At 71.3% G+C, this 18088-nt stretch carries 15 protein-coding genes; 5 read left to right on the top strand and 10 right to left on the bottom strand.

The window, feature by feature from the left end; all coding sequences use genetic code 11:
- Positions 1-4 precede the first annotated feature (4 nt).
- Positions 5-1456, bottom strand: a complete 1452-nt coding sequence (locus OG885_RS05170; RefSeq protein ID WP_405726682.1) for a PP2C family protein-serine/threonine phosphatase — start codon at positions 1454-1456, stop codon at positions 5-7.
- A 450-nt stretch (positions 1457-1906) separates the two neighbouring features.
- Here OG885_RS05170 and OG885_RS05165 point away from each other — a divergent pair, with 450 nt between their 5' ends.
- A complete protein-coding gene (locus tag OG885_RS05165; protein ID WP_399954821.1) occupies positions 1907-2320 on the top strand; it encodes an SsgA family sporulation/cell division regulator in 414 nt (137 codons plus the stop codon).
- A 25-nt stretch (positions 2321-2345) separates the two neighbouring features.
- Here OG885_RS05165 and OG885_RS05160 read toward each other — a convergent pair whose 3' ends face one another.
- The gene (locus OG885_RS05160; RefSeq protein WP_405726679.1) at positions 2346-2771 is read right to left on the bottom strand and encodes a hypothetical protein; all 426 of its coding nucleotides are present in this window, start codon (positions 2769-2771) and stop codon (positions 2346-2348) included.
- 39 nt (positions 2772-2810) lie between these two features.
- Positions 2811-3911: a chemotaxis protein gene (locus OG885_RS05155; RefSeq protein ID WP_405726676.1), complete on the bottom strand. Its 1101-nt coding sequence runs from the start codon at positions 3909-3911 to the stop codon at positions 2811-2813.
- Positions 3912-4043: 132 nt separating this feature from the next.
- Between OG885_RS05155 and OG885_RS05150 the strand changes: the two genes are divergently transcribed.
- Both OG885_RS05150 and OG885_RS05145 read left to right on the top strand, forming a co-directional pair.
- Positions 4044-5462 (top strand): basic amino acid/polyamine antiporter, encoded by a 1419-nt coding sequence (locus tag OG885_RS05150; protein WP_405726673.1) that lies wholly within the window; start codon positions 4044-4046, stop codon positions 5460-5462.
- 18 nt (positions 5463-5480) lie between these two features.
- Complete coding sequence (locus OG885_RS05145; RefSeq protein WP_405726670.1) at positions 5481-6740, top strand: arginine deiminase; 1260 nt, start codon at positions 5481-5483, stop codon at positions 6738-6740.
- 1 nt (position 6741) lies between these two features.
- Here OG885_RS05145 and OG885_RS05140 read toward each other — a convergent pair whose 3' ends face one another.
- Positions 6742-7164, bottom strand: a complete 423-nt coding sequence (locus OG885_RS05140; protein WP_405742585.1) for a PaaI family thioesterase — start codon at positions 7162-7164, stop codon at positions 6742-6744.
- Positions 7165-7244: 80 nt separating this feature from the next.
- Between OG885_RS05140 and OG885_RS05135 the strand changes: the two genes are divergently transcribed.
- Positions 7245-7673: a MarR family winged helix-turn-helix transcriptional regulator gene (locus OG885_RS05135; RefSeq protein WP_405726667.1), complete on the top strand. Its 429-nt coding sequence runs from the start codon at positions 7245-7247 to the stop codon at positions 7671-7673.
- Positions 7674-7703: 30 nt separating this feature from the next.
- Here OG885_RS05135 and OG885_RS05130 read toward each other — a convergent pair whose 3' ends face one another.
- The 3 genes from OG885_RS05130 to OG885_RS05120 form a co-directional block, all read right to left on the bottom strand.
- Entirely contained in the window at positions 7704-9263 is a 1560-nt protein-coding gene (locus OG885_RS05130; protein WP_405742583.1) for an FMN-binding glutamate synthase family protein, read from the bottom strand.
- A 76-nt stretch (positions 9264-9339) separates the two neighbouring features.
- A complete protein-coding gene (locus OG885_RS05125) occupies positions 9340-9831 on the bottom strand; it encodes a DUF4232 domain-containing protein (protein WP_405726664.1) in 492 nt (163 codons plus the stop codon).
- Positions 9828-11423: an alpha/beta hydrolase gene (locus OG885_RS05120; protein WP_405726661.1), complete on the bottom strand. Its 1596-nt coding sequence runs from the start codon at positions 11421-11423 to the stop codon at positions 9828-9830. The genes OG885_RS05125 and OG885_RS05120 overlap by 4 nt, the downstream gene beginning before the upstream one ends.
- A 270-nt stretch (positions 11424-11693) precedes the next feature.
- Between OG885_RS05120 and OG885_RS05115 the strand changes: the two genes are divergently transcribed.
- Positions 11694-12341: a chaplin gene (locus OG885_RS05115; protein ID WP_405726658.1), complete on the top strand. Its 648-nt coding sequence runs from the start codon at positions 11694-11696 to the stop codon at positions 12339-12341.
- A gap of 65 nt (positions 12342-12406) precedes the next feature.
- Here OG885_RS05115 and OG885_RS05110 read toward each other — a convergent pair whose 3' ends face one another.
- The 3 genes from OG885_RS05110 to OG885_RS05100 form a co-directional block, all read right to left on the bottom strand.
- Positions 12407-13141, bottom strand: a complete 735-nt coding sequence (locus tag OG885_RS05110) for a class I SAM-dependent methyltransferase (protein WP_405726655.1) — start codon at positions 13139-13141, stop codon at positions 12407-12409.
- A gap of 14 nt (positions 13142-13155) precedes the next feature.
- Positions 13156-17439, bottom strand: a complete 4284-nt coding sequence (locus OG885_RS05105) for an aminotransferase class I/II-fold pyridoxal phosphate-dependent enzyme (RefSeq protein WP_405742581.1) — start codon at positions 17437-17439, stop codon at positions 13156-13158.
- 129 nt (positions 17440-17568) lie between these two features.
- Entirely contained in the window at positions 17569-18048 is a 480-nt protein-coding gene (locus OG885_RS05100; RefSeq protein WP_405726652.1) for a nucleoside deaminase, read from the bottom strand.
- Positions 18049-18088: the final 40 nt, after the last annotated feature.

Below are 18088 nucleotides of genomic sequence, written 5' to 3'. Positions count from 1 at the left end.
ACTCTCAGCTGGTCACCCTGGCGATGAGCACGCAGGCGTCGTCCTCGCGCTCGGTCTCGCCGAACTCCTCCACGACCATCCGTACGCAGTCCTGTGCGGTGCGCGCCCCGGCGAAGCGCGGAGCCAGGTCGAGGAGACGGTTCTCGGTCGCTGTGCTGTCGTGCCCCGGCACCAGTCCGTCGGTGTGCAGCAGCAGCAGGTCGCCGACTTCGAGGGTCTCTTCGGCCTGTTCGTAGACGGCACCGGAGGTCGCACCGAGCAGGACGCCGTCCGGTGCGCTCAGCCTGCGCCCCGTCCCGTCGCGGAACAGCAGCGGGGCGGGGTGTCCGGCCTGCGCCCAGGTGAGGGTCCGGGTCCCGGGCCGGTAGCGGCAGCAGACCGTGCCGCCGAGGGCCGGTTGGGCCGTGGCGTGGAGTAACTGGTTGAGCCAGGACAGGAGTTGCCCCGGTGCGGTGCCCGCCATCGCCATGCCGCGGACGGCACCGAGCAGCGTCGCCATGCCGGACGTCACGGCGACGCCGTGCCCGGTGAGATCGCCGACGCTGAGCAGCATGTCGCCGTCGGCGAGTTGAAGGGCGTCGTACCAGTTGCCGCCGATCAGCGCGCCGGCCGAGGAGGGCAGCCGGCCGGCGGCCAGATCGACGGATTCCGAACCCCGCTCCGAGCCCCCCTCCGCACCCTGGTGCGGCAGCCGCAGGGAGCCGCGCCACGGCGGCAGCACGGCCTCCTGGAGCTCGACCGCGAGCCGGTGCTCCGTCTGCGCGTGATGCCGGTGGCGTTGCAGAGAGTCACGGGTCTCGCTCACGGCGCTCTGGCTGCGGCGCAGTTCGCTGACGTCCCGCAGTACGGCCCACATCGAGGCGGTGCTGCCGTCGGTGTCCAGCACGGGCTCGCCCATCATGTGCACCGTGCGGACGGCGCCGTCCGGGCGCAGCACCCGGAACTCGCCGTCGATGGGCTTGGCGTCGACGAGACAGTCCGTGACCATCGATGTGAGCTTCGGCCGGTCCTCGTCGAGGACCACGGCGGGCAGTTCGTCGAGGGTGAGCGGGGGAGCGGCCGGGTCGCGGCCCAGGATCTGGTACAGCTCGCCGGACCAACTCGCCTCGTCCGTCAGGAGGTTCCACTCCGCGCTGCCCACCCGGCTGAGGAGGGAGCCGCGCCGGGGAGCGGTCGGCACGGACCGCTCGGCGGGTGCGGGCGCTGCGGGCGCGAGATCGGCGGGGCCGTCCCGCAACTGGGCCAAGTGCTCGTCCAGGTCACTGAGTTGGTGCAGCGCCAGGTCGTAGAGCGCGCGCTGCCAGCGTCCCTGCGGGTCCGATCCGTCGTCCTGCGCGTCCCGTCGTACGGCGTCCACGTCGCCCTTGAGCCGTCGCGCCTGCGATATCAGCGCATCGACCGAGCCGCGACCGGGCGGCTGGGCGGCTGGGCGGTCCGCAGAGAGATGGGACGGCATGACGCACTCCGATGCGGGACGGTACGACCAAGGCGGGTGGAGGGACCGTTACGACTGTGGCACAGCCCGCGACGCCCTGTAAGGGATTTGGCAACACACGATACGGTGGTGCTTCTGACATATGCCACAGTCTCCACGGAGAGGTTCTCCCGTGTGAATGCTGTACGCCGCCCGGTGGGGTAAGTCGTAGTCAGCGTACGTGAGTTGACGGACTGTCGGGGGCTCCGGACGCGCATTCATCTGCGTGTTCGACGGTCGGGTGTTCTAACGGGTCTGGCAGATCTGTACAGGGCTGTGCCGCACGCGGATCCGAGGCGGTGCGGGGGTGTCTTGTGGGTGACGCAGGTCACAGTAATTGATAGGGGCTTCCGCGTAATGCAAACCGCGTCTGCGAGGTCGTAAAGACACGTCGGCGATACGGCCGACCTCCGACGCGCAGGGGGACCGACCATGGACATCACCATCGAGCAGCCCGCCCAGGGCCGTCTGATCACGGCCGACGAGCAGGAGCTGCCCGCCGCGGCGACCTTCCGCTACACGTCCGCGGACCCGCTCGCGGTGCACATCGACTTCCCGCCCGAGATCGCGCTCGACGGCGACCTGGTCACCTGGACCTTCGCGCGCGCCCTGCTGGAGGCGGGCCTGCGCGGTCCGGCGGGCGGCGGGGACGTGCACCTGTGGCCGTGCGGCCGGGCCCGTACGGTCCTGGAGCTGCACTCGCCGTACGGGCTGGCCCTGCTTCAGTTCGACACCTCCGCGCTGCGCCGCTTCCTGCTGCACACGTACGCGGTCGTGGCGGCCGGCCAGGAGGACGTCGGCGCGGAGGTCGAGCGCGGGCTGACCGCGCTGTTCGGGACCGTGTGAGGGCGTGAGGGAATGTTCCGCGCCCTCAGGGTTGCCGTTCGTCCACCGCGGCGGCTCTGGCCAGGGTCCAGACGGCGACGATGTCGAGGGTCATCACGCTGATCGACCACAGGGGGTAAAAGGGGATGAACATGAACTGTGTGATCAGGCTGATCGCGCCCAGGGCCGCGCCGGCCCCCGTGCCCCAGCTCTTGCCGAGCAGGACGCCGAGGCCTGCGGCGACGAGCCCGATGCCCACGACGACATGGATCCAGCCCCAGGCCGTCAGGCTGAACTCGTAGGTGTAGTCGGGCGAGCTGAAAAGGGTGTCGCTCGTGACGCCGACGACACCGAGGAGGATGCTGAGCGTCCCGCTCAGCTCCAGTGCCCAGCCGGCGAAGAGGGTGAGGCCTCCGCCCAGGGGTCGTGCGCTCATGTCGGGGCGTCGGACCCCGCCGGATGTCTGCGCCATGTCAGGACCTTTCCATACCGGTAATCCCCGAGCTCGGCGTCAGTACCTCAGCACCCCCGCGATCCCGTGGGCGTCGCCCAGGGTGCCGTCAGGGACGAAGCGCACGTCGGCGCCCGTCTCCAGGCACTGCTCGACGATCTCGTCCACGATGTCCTCGCGGGCGTCGAGGTCGCCGCTCGCCGCGGGGGCCAGGTGGTCGCCGTCGGTGTCACGCACGGTGATCCGGTAGTTCTCCTCGACGGCGAGCAGCCGGACCCGGCCCTCCCGGGCGTTCTGCCAGACCTCGTCGACACCGGCCGCGAAGGCGCGGCGACCGCGTGCCGTCTCGAGTTCACGGGCCACCGCTGCGGTGTTCTTGCGGGTCTCGGCCTCGTGCAGTGGCCGTACCGCGTGCCACACCGCGTCCGGCGTGCCGTGCGCGAGGCCGCCGTGCGGGACGTGCACCGCGTCCTTGGTGACGCTGCCGACCTCGTCCAGGACGGAGAGTGCGGCCTGCTCGCCAGTGACGTAGAGCGGGCGCGGCTGATCCCTGAGGAGCTTGGCCATCGCGGTGTCGGCGTCGCGCAGGAAGTGACGCGTGCTCTCGTCCCGGAAGGTGCTCGGCATGTCGCCGATCCGCTCCTGGCGCTCGGCGTCGAAGTTCTCGCGGTGGTCCCTGGTGAGGGGGAAGCCGGCCAGCCGGTCCTCGACGACGCGGTCGGTGCCGCCGTTCCAGAGGGTGGCGCGGTCGGGGGCGACCGACAGGACCCAGAAGGGGCGTTCGGAGGCCTGCGCGGAGACGAGGTTGCGGGTGAGGAAGGTGTCCGACAGCACGACGCGTTCGGGCACGCTGCGGGCGAGCGACCACACCTGGTGCTCACCCGGCGCGGCGAAGATCACCAGGCCGTCCTCGGCGTGGGCCAGGTCGACCTCGGCGAGCGCCTGGTCGAGCTGGCGGGCGACGTCGAGACGCCGCTCCCGGGGGACCGCGGGATCGGCTTCCAACTGCTTCTTGGCCTCGGCCACGACATTGCGCAGCCGGACCGGGTCCTGGGCGTTGTCGGGCTCGCGGCGATGTGTCGGAGTCAGCACGGACACCGCTGGATAGGGGCGCGGGCGCCGGAGCTCGGTGAGGGTCGTGGGACTGAGTGCGTGCTCCATATGAGCACGATAGGACTGATTTGCGGACGGGGCATCAGGGGCGGGAGGGCCTCGTCGGCCCGGACCAGCAAGACGGGCAAACGGAACATTTCGCTGCTAGCGTCGCTTGAGTCGCCGGAACCGAGGACGCCCATGACCCAGGCCGACACCAAGACCCAGTCGCCGCCCGCCGCGAAGCTGTCCCTGCCGACGCTCACCACCATGGTGGTCGGCTCGATGGTCGGCGCCGGTGTGTTCTCCCTGCCGCGCAGGTTCGCGCAGGAGACCGGTGTGGCCGGTGCCCTCATCGCCTGGGCGGTGGCCGGCACCGGCATGCTGATGCTCGCCTTCGTCTTCCAGACGCTCGCGGTGCGCCGGCCCGATCTCGACGCGGGTGTGTACGCGTACGCCAAGGCCGGTTTCGGTGAATACCTGGGTTTCTTCTCGGCGTTCGGCTACTGGGCGAGCGCCTGCGTCGGCAACGTCACGTACTGGGTGCTGATCATGTCGACGATCGGCGCGATCGCGCCCGCGCTCGGCGACGGCGACACCGTGCTCGCAGTGGTGCTCTCCTCCGTGGGGCTGTGGCTGTTCTTCGCGCTGATCAGCCGCGGGGTGAAGGAGGCGGCGGCGATCAACCGGATCGTCACGGTCGCCAAGGTCGTACCGATCATCGTCTTCGTCATCCTCGCGCTCTTCTATCTCAAGCCGAGCGTCTTCGCCGACAACTTCGCCGGCGCGGACTACGCGGGCTCCCTCTTCAACCAGGTCAAGGGCACCATGCTGGCCACGGTGTTCGTGTTCCTCGGGGTGGAGGGCGCGAGCGTCTACTCCCGGCACGCGCGGCGCCGCGAGGACGTCGGCCGGGCCACGATCCTCGGTTTCGTCAGCGTCTTCGCGATCTTCGCGTCGGTCACGATCGTGTCGTACGGCATCATGCCGATGGCCGAGATCGCCGAACTGCGCCAGCCCTCCATGGCCGAGGTGCTGGAACACGCGGTCGGCACCTGGGGCAAGGTCTTCGTCAGCGTCGGCCTGATCGTCTCCGTCCTCGGCGCCTATCTGGCCTGGACGTTGATGGCGGCCGAGGTGCTCTACGTGGCCGCCAAGGACGACGACATGCCGCGCTTCCTCAAGCGCGCCACGGCCGCCGACGTGCCGGTGCCGGCCCTCGTGATGTCCACGGTGCTCAGCCAGATCGTCCTCGTCGTCACCCTGTTCTCCGACGACGCCTTCAACTTCGCCCTCGACCTGACCAGCGCCCTGACGCTGATCCCGTTCCTGCTGGCCGCGGGCTTCGCGGTGAAGATCGGCTGGGGCGGACCGCGGGGTCAGTTGGCGATCGCCGCGCTCGCCACCGTCTACACCGCGTTCCTCATCTACGCGGCGGGCCTCAAGTTCGTCCTTGTCTCCTTCATCATCTACGCCCCCGCCACCGTGCTGTTCGTGATGGCCCGCAAGGAGCAGGGCCGACGCCTGTTCTCACCGCGCGAGCTGGTCATCCTCGCCGCGTCGGTGGCCGGCGCGGTCCTCGGCGTCGTGGCCCTGGCAGTGGGCTGGATCAGCCTGTGAAGCCCCGGAAGGTGCACCGTGACCAGTAGTCAAGACACCCGTCCCGCGTACGGCGTCCACTCCGAGGTCGGCAGACTCCGCAAGGTGCTGGTCTGCGCCCCCGGGCTCGCCCATCGCAGACTCACCCCCACCAACTCCGACGACCTGCTCTTCGACGACGTCATGTGGGTGGAGAACGCCCAGCGCGACCACGCCGACTTCGTCAACAAGCTGCGCGAACGGGACGTCGACGTCGTCGAGTTGCACGACCTGCTGGCCCAGACGCTGGCGGTGCCGGGCGCCCGGGACTGGCTCCTCGACCGGAAGATCGTCGCCAACGAGGTCGGCCTCGGCCTTGTCGACCAGACGCGCGCGTACCTGGAGTCCCTCGAACCCGAACGCCTCGCCAAGTACCTGATCGGCGGCCTCGCCACCACCGACCTGCCCGACGACTTCCGCTCCGGCTATCTCGAACTCGCCCGTGAATCCACCGGCGTACGCGAGTACCTGATGCCGCCGCTGCCCAACACCCTCTACACCCGCGACACCACGTGCTGGCTCTACGGCGGCCTCACGCTCAACCCGCTCTACTGGCCCGCCCGGCACGACGAGACGCTGCTGATGAAGGCGGTCTACAGCTTCCACCCCGACTACGTGGGCTCCACCGTCTGGTGGGGCGACCCCGAACTCGACTGGGGGCAGGCCACGTTCGAGGGCGGCGACATCATGCCGGTCGGCAACGGAGTCGTCCTGATGGGCATGAGCGAGCGCACCTCGCGCCAGGCCATCACGCAGGTGGCCGCGGCCCTGTTCAAGAACGGTGCCGCCGAGCATGTGATCGTCGCGGGCATGCCGAAGCTGCGCTCCGCGATGCACCTCGACACCGTCTTCACCTTCGCCGACCGCGACCTGGTCACCCTCTATCCGACCATCATGGACGGCGTCCACACCTTCTCCCTGCGGCCCAGCGACAAGGCGCCCGGTATCGAGCTGATCGACGAGGGCTCGACGCCGTTCGTCGACGTCGTCGCCAAGGCGCTCGGCCTGCCGGGGCTGCGGGTCGTGGAGACCGGCGGGGACGTCTACGCCTCCGAGCGCCAGCAGTGGGACAGCGGCAACAACGCGGTCGCCCTGGAGCCCGGCGTGGTCTTCACCTACGACCGCAACACCCAGACCAACACGCTGCTGCGCAAGGCCGGCATCGAGGTCGTCACCATCGTCGGCGCGGAACTCGGCCGTGGCCGGGGCGGCGGGCACTGCATGACCTGCCCGATCGTGCGGGACCCGGTGGACTTCTGAACTACCGCTTCTCGCCCGGTCCTTCGAGCACGGCGATGTTCCCCTGCGCCACCGCGCACAGGGTCTGCGCACCGGCGTCGTCGACCGTGAGGACATCGCAGCGGGTCACGACCCGGGTGCGGCCGGCCCGCACCACCCGGGCGTGCGCGCGCAGGACCGTGCCCGTCGCCGGACGCAGATAGTCGATGGTGAACCCGGACGTGATCAGACCCGGACCCACGACGGTCGCCGCGGCGAGCGTGAGCGTGTTGTCGGCCGCGTAGGAGAGCACGCCGCCGTGGACGAAGCCGTACTGCTGGAGCAGTTCCTCGCGGATGTCCAGCTCCAGGGTTGCCTCGCCGTTTCCGAAGGCCGTCACCCGCGCGCCCAGCAGCCTGCTGAAGGGCTGTTCCGCGAGGACCTTCCCGGCCAGTTCCAGATCCATCGTGCCGCTCACCCCGCCACTCTCACTTCATCAGTGAAGTGAGAGTGGCGCGAACCGGTGTCCTCTGTCAACATCGCCCCATGCCCGCCGACCCCGATCAGCGCTTCTACTTTCTGCTCCAGCGGTCCGCGCACCGGCTGCGCACCTCCGCGGACCGGCGCTGCCTGGCCGCCGCCGGGGTCACCACGGCCCAGATCGGCGCGCTGTTCGCGGTGCGCGACGAGCCGGGCCTGAGCCAGCAGCAGCTCGCCCGCACACTCGGACTGCGCGAGTCGGCCGTCACCGCGCTCGTCGCCCGGCTCACCGCCGCGGGGCTCCTCGACAAGTCGGCGCACCCGCGCGAGCACCGGGCCGTGGTCCTGGAACTGACCGAGTCCGGAGCCGCGGCGCTGATCGCCGCCCAGCCCGCGATCGACCGCTTCAACGCCGAACTGCGCGGCCTGCTCGGCGACGACGGCTTCGTGGCGGCGGCCGGCGCCCTGGAGCGTCTCGCGCACTGGGAAGGCTGACGGCTCGGGGCAACGATCCAGGCCGACGGTTCAGACGAACGAGTCCGGGTCCGCCGCCCGCCAGTCCGCGTCCCAGGAGGCGGGCGGCTCCCGCAGCAGCTCGCCCGGGGCGAGCCACTCGTAGAGGTCGGCGTACGGGGCGATCGTCGTCGGATCGAGGCGCCGCACCAGCATCCCGGTGGTCAGCTCGCGAGGATCGCTCACCCCCATCGCGGCCATGATCTGCACCGCGCTCTTGACCGTCGCCCGCTGGAACCGGTGCACGCGCGCCGACTTGTCGGCCACGTCCAGCGCGCGGACCCGGCGAGGGTCCTGGGTCGTCACGCCGACGGGACAGGTGTTGGTGTGACAGCGCTGGGCCTGGATGCAGCCGACCGCGAACATCATGGCCCGGGCCGCGTTCGTGTAGTCGGCGCCCTGGATCAGCCGCTTGACGATGTCCGTGCCGGTGGCCACCTTGCCGCTCGCGCCGATCCGCACCCGGTCCTTCAGGCCGGTGCCGACCAGAGCGTTGCGCACGGTGACCAGCCCCTCGGTGAGCGGCATCCCGAGATGGTCGGCGAACTCCAGCGGTGCCGCGCCCGTGCCGCCCTCGGCGCCGTCCACCACGATGAAGTCGGGCGTCACCCCCTCCGCGAGCATCGCCTTGCACACGGCCAGGAACTGCCGCCGCGAGCCCACGCACAGCTTGAACCCGGTCGGCTTGCCACCCGCCAACTCCCGCATCAGAGCGATGAACCTGACCAGCTCGCGCGGCGTGCCGAACACCTGGTGGTACGGCGGCGACACCACCGTCTCGCCCTCCGGCACATCCCTGGCCCGCGCGATCTCGGCATTCACCTTGGCGCCCGGCAGCACCCCGCCGATCCCCGGCTTGGCGCCCTGGGAGAGCTTCAGCGACACGCACTTCACCTCGGGCAGCGCCGCCTTGTCCGCGAACTCCCGCCCGTCGAACCGCCCTTCGGGGGTACGGCAGCCGAAGTAGCCGGTCCCGATCTCCCAGATGAGATCGCCGCCGCCCCGCAGGTGGTACTCGGACAGGCCGCCCTCGCCGGTGTCGTGCGCGAAACCCCCGAGCGCGGCACCCCGGTTGAGGGCGAGGATCGCGTGCGAGGAGAGCGAGCCGAAGCTCATGGCGGAGACGTTCAGCAGCGCCATGTCGTACGGCACCCGGCAGTCCGGCCCGCCGACCCGTACCGTCGGCACCTCCTGCGGCACCCGGACCGGCCGCATCGACGGCACCAGGAACTCGTAGCCGTCCGCGTACACGTCCCGCTCGGTACCGAACGGCTCCTCGGCGTCGACGCCCTTGGCGCGCTCGTACACGATGCTGCGCACATCGCGGTCGAAGGGCCGGCCGTCGAAGTTCCGCTCGACGAAGTACTGCTGCATCTCCGGCCGCAGCTTCTCCAGCAGGAAGCGCAGATGCCCGAGCAGAGGGTAGTTCCGCAGCACCGAGTGGCGGGCCTGCACGAGATCCCAGGCACCGACCGCGGCCAGGGCGAGCAGCGGCCCCGCCGCGCACCACCACCAGAAAGACACGGCGAGGGACAGGGCCAGGGCCCCGGCCGCACCGAGGATGACGGTCACCAGCAACAGGAAGCGACGCACACCACGAGTCAAACGCAGGTCGGGGCAGACGGCGAAAGCTGAGGGGCGGACGGGTTCACCGGACGCCGAGGGCCCTGTCGGCGGCGGTCGCCGATGGCTGCCACCAGCTCGTCACGGGCTCCCACACCTGGATCGTGTCCCCGGCCCCGAGCCCGGCCGCCGTGAAGGCACGGCCCCAGTGGGAGGGGTCCGCGGAGACGGCCAGCGCGTCCACCCGGCGGGCCTGGGCGTCGGCCGGGTCGGCGACCGTACGGACGGTCGCGTACGCCGTGTCGCCCGGCGCGAGCCGATAGCGCCCGGTGGGGCCCGCGGGCACCGGCTGGGCCGAGCCGTCGAGGTCCTGGAAGGTCACGGTGGGGATGCGGGCCACCGTGCAGGCGCGTGTGCCGTGGTAGGTCACGCTGACGCGCACCACGCCGGGGTCGGCCGCCGACGCCTCAGCCCGCAGGGTGAGCATGCGGTCCGGGCAGACGGGGGAGGCGTCGGCGCTCGCCGGAGCGGCCGTGAACAGGGCGGCGGTCAGGGTGAGGGCGGCGAGAGGGATCAACGGTCGTCCTCCTCCGAGCCGCAGGAGCTGCCGCTGGGGGGCAGGGTGCCGTAGAGCAGGAAGGTGTCGACCTTGCGCTGGACGCACTTCGAGGAGCCGTACCCGGTGTGGCCGTCGCCCTTGTTGTCGAGCACCACGGCCGCGTCGCCCAGCCGCTTCGCGGTCTCCACGGTCCAGCGGTACGGCGTCGCCGGGTCGCCGCGGGTGCCGACGAGGAGCATCTTCGGGCCGTCGACGTCCCGAACGTCCTCGCGGATGTAGTCGGTGCCCTTGGGGCGGCCGTAGCACATCAGCACCTCGGTGAGGCGGTAGCGGCCGAAGACGGGGGAGGCCTCCTCGTACTCGGCGCGCAGCCGGCCGAGATTGCGGGTGATCTCGTCGGCGGTGGGGCGGTCCGGGTCGTCCGCGCAGTTGATCGCCATCAGCGCCGCCGGCAGGTTGTCCAGCGGGACGTCCTCCTCGTCGGCGAGCTCGCCGTCGTTCTCCCCGTCGCCGTCCGACCGGCCCGGCAGCGCGTAGCCGCCGCCCGAGAAGCCCAGCACACCCCGCGTGTCACCGTCCTCCACGAGCTGGGCGACGGCCCGCTCCAGGGACGGCCACAGCTCCCTGCTGTAGAGGGCCTGCGAGAGGGCGCCCACGAGGTCCTGACCGGAGAAGGCCTCGCCCCAGTCGGTCGGCACCGGGTCCTCGTCCAGCGAGTCGACCAGCCGGACGACCTGCTCCCGGGCGGAGCGGGTGTCCTGGCCGAAGGGACAGGCGACGTCGTCGGCACACCAGTCGATGAAGTCGTCCAGCGCCTTCTGCTGGCCCTCGGCGCCCACGAGCGCCTGCTCGGTCATGGGCTCGGTGAGCGTGTCCACGCCGTCGAGCACCAACCGGCCCACGTTCTTCGGGAATTGAGCCGCGTACACGGCGCCGAGGCGCGTTCCGTAGGAGAAACCCAGGTAGTTGAGCTTCTTGTCGCCGAGCGCCTCGCGCATCACGTCGAGGTCGCGGGCCGCGTTCACGGTGCCGATGTGGGGGAGGACCGGGCCGGAGTGCTCGGCACACGCGGTGGCGGCCTTCCTCAACCGGCCCAGCACGGCCCGTGGATCGTCGCTCACCTCGGAGCCGTCGTCCAACGCCAGCAGCGCGTCCTCGGTGCCGTCCCCGCAACTGACCGGTGAGGACCGGCCGACGCCGCGCGGATCGAAGGACACCACGTCGTAGCCCTTGGCCAGGCCCATGAACTCATCGCCCCCGGCGGCGAGTTCACTGACCCCCGCACCACCGGGGCCGCCGAAGTTGAGCAGCACCGACCCCCGTGACTTCCCGGTCGCCCGATAGCGGGCCAGGGCCAGCTCCAGCGTGCCGGACGTGGGCCGGGAGTAGTCGAGGGGCACGGTGACCTTGCCGCAGCGGAGATCCTTGGGCGCCTCCAGCCCCTCGCACTTGGACCACGTGACCTTCTGGTCGTAGAACCGCGACAGATCCGGCTTGTCCTCGTCGCGGTGGGCGGCCGTCGGCAGCGCCGCACCCAGCAGTGCCAGTCCGACCGCAGAGGTGAGGGCGCAGCGCCTGACCCGGGGCCGCGTACACAGCTTGGCCAGCATCAATGCCTCCAGGGCGCCCACAGCGGACCGGGGAACGGCACCCACGATCACGATAAGCGGCCCCCTGGAGGGTCGCCTCCCGGCGGGCGGGATCATATGAAGTGCCTTATCCTGCGCCCCTCCATGCGTATTCGACTGCTTTACGGCTAGTTCGACAACCGTGACGCTCGATGGGGTGAAAGGCCGATAAGCCATAACTCGGATGGTTCGTCTGCGTTTTATCCGGTGCGGGTGACCGCCCGCGATCCATGTCTGGAAGGCAGGGACCCTATGAAACGGGTTACCCGAAACGGTGTGATCGCCGTCGCCGCGCTGTCCGGCGCCATGGCCGTGTCGATGCCGGCGTTCGCCGACGCGTCGGCGGACGGTGCCGCGGCCGACTCGCCCGGCGTGATCTCCGGCAACACGATCCAGCTGCCGGTGCACGTGCCGGTCAATGTGTGCGGCAACACCGTGAACGTGGTCGGACTCCTCAACCCGGCCGCGGGCAACAGCTGCGTCAACGAGGGCGGGGCAGGCTCCTCCGCACCGGGGGGCGCCGCGGCCCGGGGCGACGAGAACGACTCGCCCGGGGTGATCTCCGGCAACGGGGTCCAGCTCCCCGTCCACCTCCCCGTGAACGTCACCGGCAACAGCGTGAACGTGGTCGGCGTCGGCAACCCGGCCACCGGCAACACCTCCGGCAACACCTCAGGCGGCCGGCCCCCGAAGACCCCGGCGCACCCGGCCCCGAAGCCGCCCGCCGCGCCCGAGGCGCCCCCGGGCCCGAAGGCCCCCCAGCCCGGACCCCGGCAGCCCGTGGCCTCCCTCGCCCACACCGGCAGTGACCTCACCGTCCCGGCCGCGGCGGGCAGCGCCGCGCTGCTGCTCGGCGGAGCGGCGCTGTACCGGCGCTTCCGCCCCGGGGCGCAGCGCTGAACGCACCGGTTTCCAGGACGACGGAAGACCCTGCCGGATGGCGACCGGCGGGGCCTCCGCCGTGTTCACGACGGCGCCACGGTGGCTGTCAGCAGGACCATCCCCGAGTCCCCGTAGTCCGGCAGCGTCGGATCGGAGTCGATGTGATGGACCGTCAACTCACTGGTGAGCGGGGCGAACACGGACCGCACCGTCTCGGGCTCCACGGGACACCCCGGCCACCTCGACGCCGGCCCGATCCGGTACGTCGGCATGTTCTCCATGAACGCCGCCACCAGATGTCCGCCCGGCGCCACACACCGTACGAACGCCCGGCAGAACTCCGTGAACTCCGCGCGGTCCTCGGTGGCGCCCTCCGCGACGAAATGCATGGACGCGAGCCCGTACCCGCCCCGTTCGAGGTCGCGGACGTCCTGATGGACGACGTGCACCCGCGCCAGTGACCTGGCCAGCCTCGAGGGCAGTTCGGGGTTCAGCCGCCGGCACAGGGCGTGGAAGGGCAGCCAGCTCGCCTCGGGCCCGCACAGGATCTGCCGCTCCAGATAGGCGATGTTGCCGGCCCCCGCCTCCACGGCCTCGATCCGCCGGCTCGCCGCCGACGCGAGGATCAGCGGGTAGAGGTTGGGGCCCGCCCCGAACTCCACCGACCGTGCGATCTCACCCGGTGCGAACCGGCGGTAGAACGCCGAGTGGTGCGCGATGACCGCCGCGTCCGAGGGATGCAGCTCCCGGTAGTTCTCCGCGAGGTAGTCGGCGACCGGCCACCGGTCCCAGTCCACGTCGTCGTTGTGCGTCGCCATCAACTCCTCACTCCTCACTCCTTGGACCGCAGCCGGAACCGCGCGGCCAGCCGCGACAGGGTCGCGGTGAGCCGCTCGATGTCCTCGTCGGAGTTGAGAGCCGTGATCTGGACTCGGAAGCCCACCCGGTCACGCGGTACGAGGGGATACGCCGCGAGCGTGACATAGATGCCCTCCTCCCACAGGAACGCGGCGACCGCGTCGAGGTCGGACGGGTCCGCCAGCGGAATCTCCAGGATCGGCAGCCGGTCCGTGTTGAGGGTGCGCACCTCCAGGTCGTCGAGATGGTCGAGGACCCGGACCGTCTTGCGGTACAACTCGGCCCGGATGCCGTCACCGCGGCGCTCGTTGACGTCCAGACCGGCGAGGACGGTCGCGAGGGACGCGGTCGGTGACGGGCCCGAGTAGAGGTAGGGGGCGGCGGCCGTCTTCAGCCGGCTCTTCAGCTCCGTCGGCAGGGCGAGGAACGCCAGCAGCGACGAGTACGCCTTGGAGAAACCGGCGGCGAGCACGATCCCGTCGTACGACTCCCCGGTGTGCCGCACCACGCCGTTGCCGCGCGCACCGTACGGGCAGGACTCGTCGGGCGCGCGCTCCCCGATGACCCCGAACCCGTGCGCGTCGTCGAGGTAGAGCGTCGCGCCCCGGGCCCGGCACACCGCCGCCAGCGCGGGCAGGTCGGGCACGTTGCCGCTCATGCTGTTGACGCCGTCCAGGCACACCAGGCGGGGCCCGCTGCCGGGCACCGCGGCCAGCAACCCGTCCAGTTCCTCGGGGCGTTCGGCGTGGAAGCGGCGCAGGGTGGCGCCCTGACCGCGGGCGACGACACACCCGTCGTAGACGGTCCGGTGCGCGGTCGCCTCGACGAAGACATGACCGCCCTCGGCGAGGACCGGGATCACCGAGGAGTGGATGATCGTCAGCGTCGGCAGCAGCAACGTGTCGGGCGCGCCCAGGAGTTCGGCCAGCCGCTCCTCGATCTCCGGATACGGCCGCGGGCTGCCGATGAGCCGCGACCAGCTCGGGTGGGTGCCCCAGCGGCGCACCATGGGCTCGATCCGCGCCGAGATCTCCGGGTCCCAGTCGAAGCCCAGGTAGTTGCAGGAGGCGAAGTCGATCAGCCAGTGGCCGCGGCTGCGGATGTGCCGGCCCCGTACCTCGTCGAGGACGGCGTCGGTCATGAGGCTGGTGCGCCGCAGATGCTCCAGGTCGGCCCAGCGCACCGCCCGCTCGCCGCGCACCGGCGCCCTGCGGGGGGCGGGCGCGCCGTCGGTGACCGTCGCGCGCCGCACCCCGTCCCGCTCCCGCAGTACCCGCTCGCTCTGCCGCACCGTCATCGGCCGGGCGAACAGATAGCCCTGCCCGAACCGGCACCCCATGCCCAGCAGCAGGTCCCGCTGCCCGGGCTCCTCGATCCCCTCCGCGATCACCTGCATCCCGAGGGTGTCGGCGATGCGCACGATGCCCTCGACCAGGGCGACCTGCTGGGGGTCGTGCGTGATGTCGTCGATGAACGTCTTGTCGATCTTCAGTACGTCGATCGGGAAGTCCCGCAGATAGCGCAGCGAGGAGAAACCGGTGCCGAAGTCGTCCACGGCGATGTGCACGCCCAGCTCCTTGAGCGCCTGCAGCACGCCCTGGATCTGGATGTCGTGGCGCAGCAACAGCGTCTCGGTGAGCTCCAGTTGCAGTGATCCCGGCGCCAGTCCCGGCGTCCTGAGCGCCTCGCCGACCTGGTCGACGAAGCCGGCGTCGCGGAACTGCCGGGCGGAGACGTTGACGCTGACGTACGGCGGCTCGCCGGGCGCCGGCAGTTTCTGCAGCCCCGCGATGTCCTGGACCGCGTTCTCCAGCACCCAGGAGCCCAGCACCGCGATGTGCCCGGTCTCCTCGGCCAGCGAGATGAACTGCTCCGGCGACACCGGACGGCGGCGCGGGGAGGGCCAGCGCACCAGCGCCTCGAAGCCGACCACCTCGCCCGCGGTGATGTCCACGACGGGCTGGTAGCGCAGCGCGAACTCCTTGCCCTCGACCGCCTGCGCGAGCCGGCTCTGCAGATCGTGCCGCTCGACCATGCGTGTGTGCAGCAGCGGCTGGAACCGCCGCCACTGCCGCTTGCCCGCCGCCTTCGCCGCGTACAGCGCGAGGTCCGCGTGGCCCAGCAGCTCCTCCGCGTCGGTGCTGTCCCGGGCCGTGGCCACCCCGACGCTCGCGGACACCGTCACCGACTCCTCGCCCAGCACGAACGGCCGGGTCAGGGTCTGGATCACCTGTGCGGCGAGCAGCTCCGCGTCCAGCGGCTCGCGGGCGTCCTCCATCAGCACCGCGAACTCGTCGCCGCCGAGCCGGGCCGCCGTGTCGGTGCGCCGCAGCGCCTTGGCCAGCCGGCTGCCGACGGCCATCAGCAGATGGTCGCCCGCGGAGTGCCCGAGGGTGTCGTTGACCTGCTTGAAGTCGTCCAGGTCGATGAAGAGCAGACAGGTCAGGGAGGACTCGCGGCGGCCGCGCAGCAGCGCCCGCTCGATGCGCTCCAGGAGCAGGGTCCGGTTGGGCAGGCCGGTGAGGGAGTCGTGGAAGGCCCGCTGGGTCAGTTCGTGCTCCAGACGCCGCTGCTCGGTGACGTCCCGCAGGGTGACCACAAGGCCGGCGACGGTGCGCTCGTCCCGGAAGTCGCTGCACCGCACCTCCACCTCGACCCGGCCCTCCCGGTGCCGCACCCACCAGTGGTCATGGGCGGCCCGCGGGCCGTTCTCACGCACGCCCTGGAGCTCGCGGGCCGCGCGGTTGCGGTCGCGGGGATCGACCAGGTCGGGCAGGGAGGCCCCGACGAGTTCCGTGCCGCCGAAGACGGAGGCGGCGGACGGGCTGGCGTAGCGGATGGTGTTGTCGTCCTCGACGATCAGGATGACGTCGGAGGTGTTGCGCACGAGGGTGCGGAAGTAGGCCTCGCTCTCCCGGCGGATGATCTCCTGGCGCAGCGCGACCCGCTCGACGGCCAGGCCCGCGTGCGAGGCGAGGATCTCCAGCGAGGCGCGGGTCTCGTGCAGTGGCTGGGGCGGCCCCGCGACCAGCAGGACCCCCGGGATCTGTGCGGCCGGACGGTCGGGCGGCGTCATCGGGCAGGCCAGGACGGCGGGCAGGCCCGCGAAGCCGACGGCGACGTCGGGGGCGAGCTCGCCGCGGGACACCATGCGGCTGCCGCCGGGGACGAACTCCGCGGCCCGCTCGGCCGGCAGCAGCACGGTGCGGTGCCGGACCGCGGGACCGAGCAGGGTGTCGACCGCCGTCTCGCAGGACCGGGCGACCTCCTCCTGCCGGACCGCCGAGACCAGCGAGGCCCCCGCCCCGCGCAGCGCCAGTTCCCGCGCCACAGCCTTGCGGTGGACCACGACGATGCCCGCGAGACGCAGGATGACCAGCAGGAACAGCACGCTGGAGAAGGCGGCGATGACGGAGGCGTGGTGGGGCGAGCCGCTCAGCCCCTCGTAGAGGAGGATGCCCGGCGCGATGAGCGTGACCACGGCCAGCAGGACCAGACGGCGCGGCGGTGGCAGCAGCGACTGCTTCTGCGGGACCGCCGAGGTCAGATCCACCATCGAGGGATGCAGCGCGGCCAGGCCCCATGCCGTGTAGAAGACGATCCACCCGGTGTCCAGCAGGGTGCCGGTCTCCCACATCGCGTTGAGCTGGAGGAAGCCGTACGCGATGTCGAAGCCGAGCAGCGTGGCGGTGCCGACGACCAGCAGCTGGACCGACCGGTTGGGGCCGTGGACCGGGCTCGGTGTCAGCAGCCGGGCCAGCAGGGCGAGGACGAGGACGTCACCGAGGGGGTAGGCGACGCTGATCGCCCGTTGCTGCCAGGTCAGCCCGTCCACCTCGGTGAGCGGCTGCACCAGGTACACCCACACCGGCAGCGCGAGACCGCTGGTCAGGATCAGGGCGTCCAGCAGACTCGGCAGGTCGTGCCCCGCCCACCGGTAGCGGACCAGCCCGGACAGGCCGATCGCGAAGAGCGGATAGGTGGCGAGATAACAGGCGTCCGCGGGGGAGGGGAACGGGTTGGAGGCGTCGAAGTAGTCCTCCAGCACGTTGTAGTACGTGTCGCCCGCGATGAAGGTCAGCAGGCCGGCGGCGAGGACCCACCAGGGCCAGCGGTGCTCGGGACGGTGCAATCGGCTACCGGTGAGTACGGCCGCGACACCGCCGAGCCCGATGACGGCCCACAGCGGCGTGCGCGCGCTGGGAACCGTCAGATAGACGGTGGTGGCGACGGCGACCGCGAGGATGTAGGCCGTCATCAGCCGGTGTGCCGGCAGCAAAGGCAAGCGCCTCCCCCTCTGGAGGAGACCGGGCCGTCCTACCTGGTCCGGGGTCCTTACCGATCGTAGGCAGCTCACCCGTACGGCTGCATCCCGAGGCCCGGGGCGTCACCGCCCGTGGAAGCGGCGGTGCAGCGCGTGCACCTCCTCCGCGAGCTCGGGCACCGGCCCGTCCACCACCACGTCCGGCGCCACCTCCCGCACCGGCAGGGGCCGCACCGGTGCCGAGGGCACGCCCAACTCCGTCAGCCAGCCGACCAGTTGCTCGGTGGAGACCACGTACACGATGCGGCCGAGGCCCACCCAGGCATGCGCGGCCGCGCACATCGGGCAGTGCTCGCCGGAGGTGTACACGGTGGCCGCCGCCCGCTCCTCGGGCGTCATATGGGCCGTGGACCAGCGCGCCAGTTCGAACTCGGGATGCCGGGTGCGGTCCCCGGAGGCCACCCGGTTGTGATCCTCCGCGAGCACCGTCCCGTCCCCGCCCACCAGCACCGACCCGAACGGCTCGTCGCCGGCCTCCAGCGCCTCGGCGGCCAGCTCCACACAGCGGCGCAGAAACGCCAGCTCCCCGTCCTTCACGACCATGGCGTACGGCCCTCCTCGACCGGGCGTCCCGGTGACGCAC

It is taken from the genome of Streptomyces sp. NBC_00028 (assembly GCF_045041065.1).
Lineage (GTDB): Bacteria > Actinomycetota > Actinomycetes > Streptomycetales > Streptomycetaceae > Streptomyces.
This window is presented reverse-complemented; position numbering and strand designations above follow the sequence as displayed.

Bases quoted from the DNA above. Each gene is read 5' to 3' on its own strand.
- OG885_RS05100 (WP_405726652.1), bottom strand. From the start codon at position 18,048: ATGGTCGTGAAGGACGGGGAGCTGGCGTTTCTGCGCCGCTGTGTGGAG.
- OG885_RS05115 (WP_405726658.1), top strand. From the start codon at position 11,694: ATGAAACGGGTTACCCGAAACGGTGTGATCGCCGTCGCCGCGCTGTCC.
- OG885_RS05120 (WP_405726661.1), bottom strand. From the start codon at position 11,423: ATGCTGGCCAAGCTGTGTACGCGGCCCCGGGTCAGGCGCTGCGCCCTC.
- OG885_RS05165 (WP_399954821.1), top strand. From the start codon at position 1,907: ATGGACATCACCATCGAGCAGCCCGCCCAGGGCCGTCTGATCACGGCC.
- OG885_RS05155 (WP_405726676.1), bottom strand. From the start codon at position 3,911: ATGGAGCACGCACTCAGTCCCACGACCCTCACCGAGCTCCGGCGCCCG.
- OG885_RS05105 (WP_405742581.1), bottom strand. From the start codon at position 17,439: ATGACGGCCTACATCCTCGCGGTCGCCGTCGCCACCACCGTCTATCTG.
- OG885_RS05150 (WP_405726673.1), top strand. From the start codon at position 4,044: ATGACCCAGGCCGACACCAAGACCCAGTCGCCGCCCGCCGCGAAGCTG.
- OG885_RS05135 (WP_405726667.1), top strand. From the start codon at position 7,245: ATGCCCGCCGACCCCGATCAGCGCTTCTACTTTCTGCTCCAGCGGTCC.
- OG885_RS05140 (WP_405742585.1), bottom strand. From the start codon at position 7,164: ATGGATCTGGAACTGGCCGGGAAGGTCCTCGCGGAACAGCCCTTCAGC.
- OG885_RS05160 (WP_405726679.1), bottom strand. From the start codon at position 2,771: ATGGCGCAGACATCCGGCGGGGTCCGACGCCCCGACATGAGCGCACGA.
- OG885_RS05170 (WP_405726682.1), bottom strand. From the start codon at position 1,456: ATGCCGTCCCATCTCTCTGCGGACCGCCCAGCCGCCCAGCCGCCCGGT.
- OG885_RS05110 (WP_405726655.1), bottom strand. From the start codon at position 13,141: ATGGCGACGCACAACGACGACGTGGACTGGGACCGGTGGCCGGTCGCC.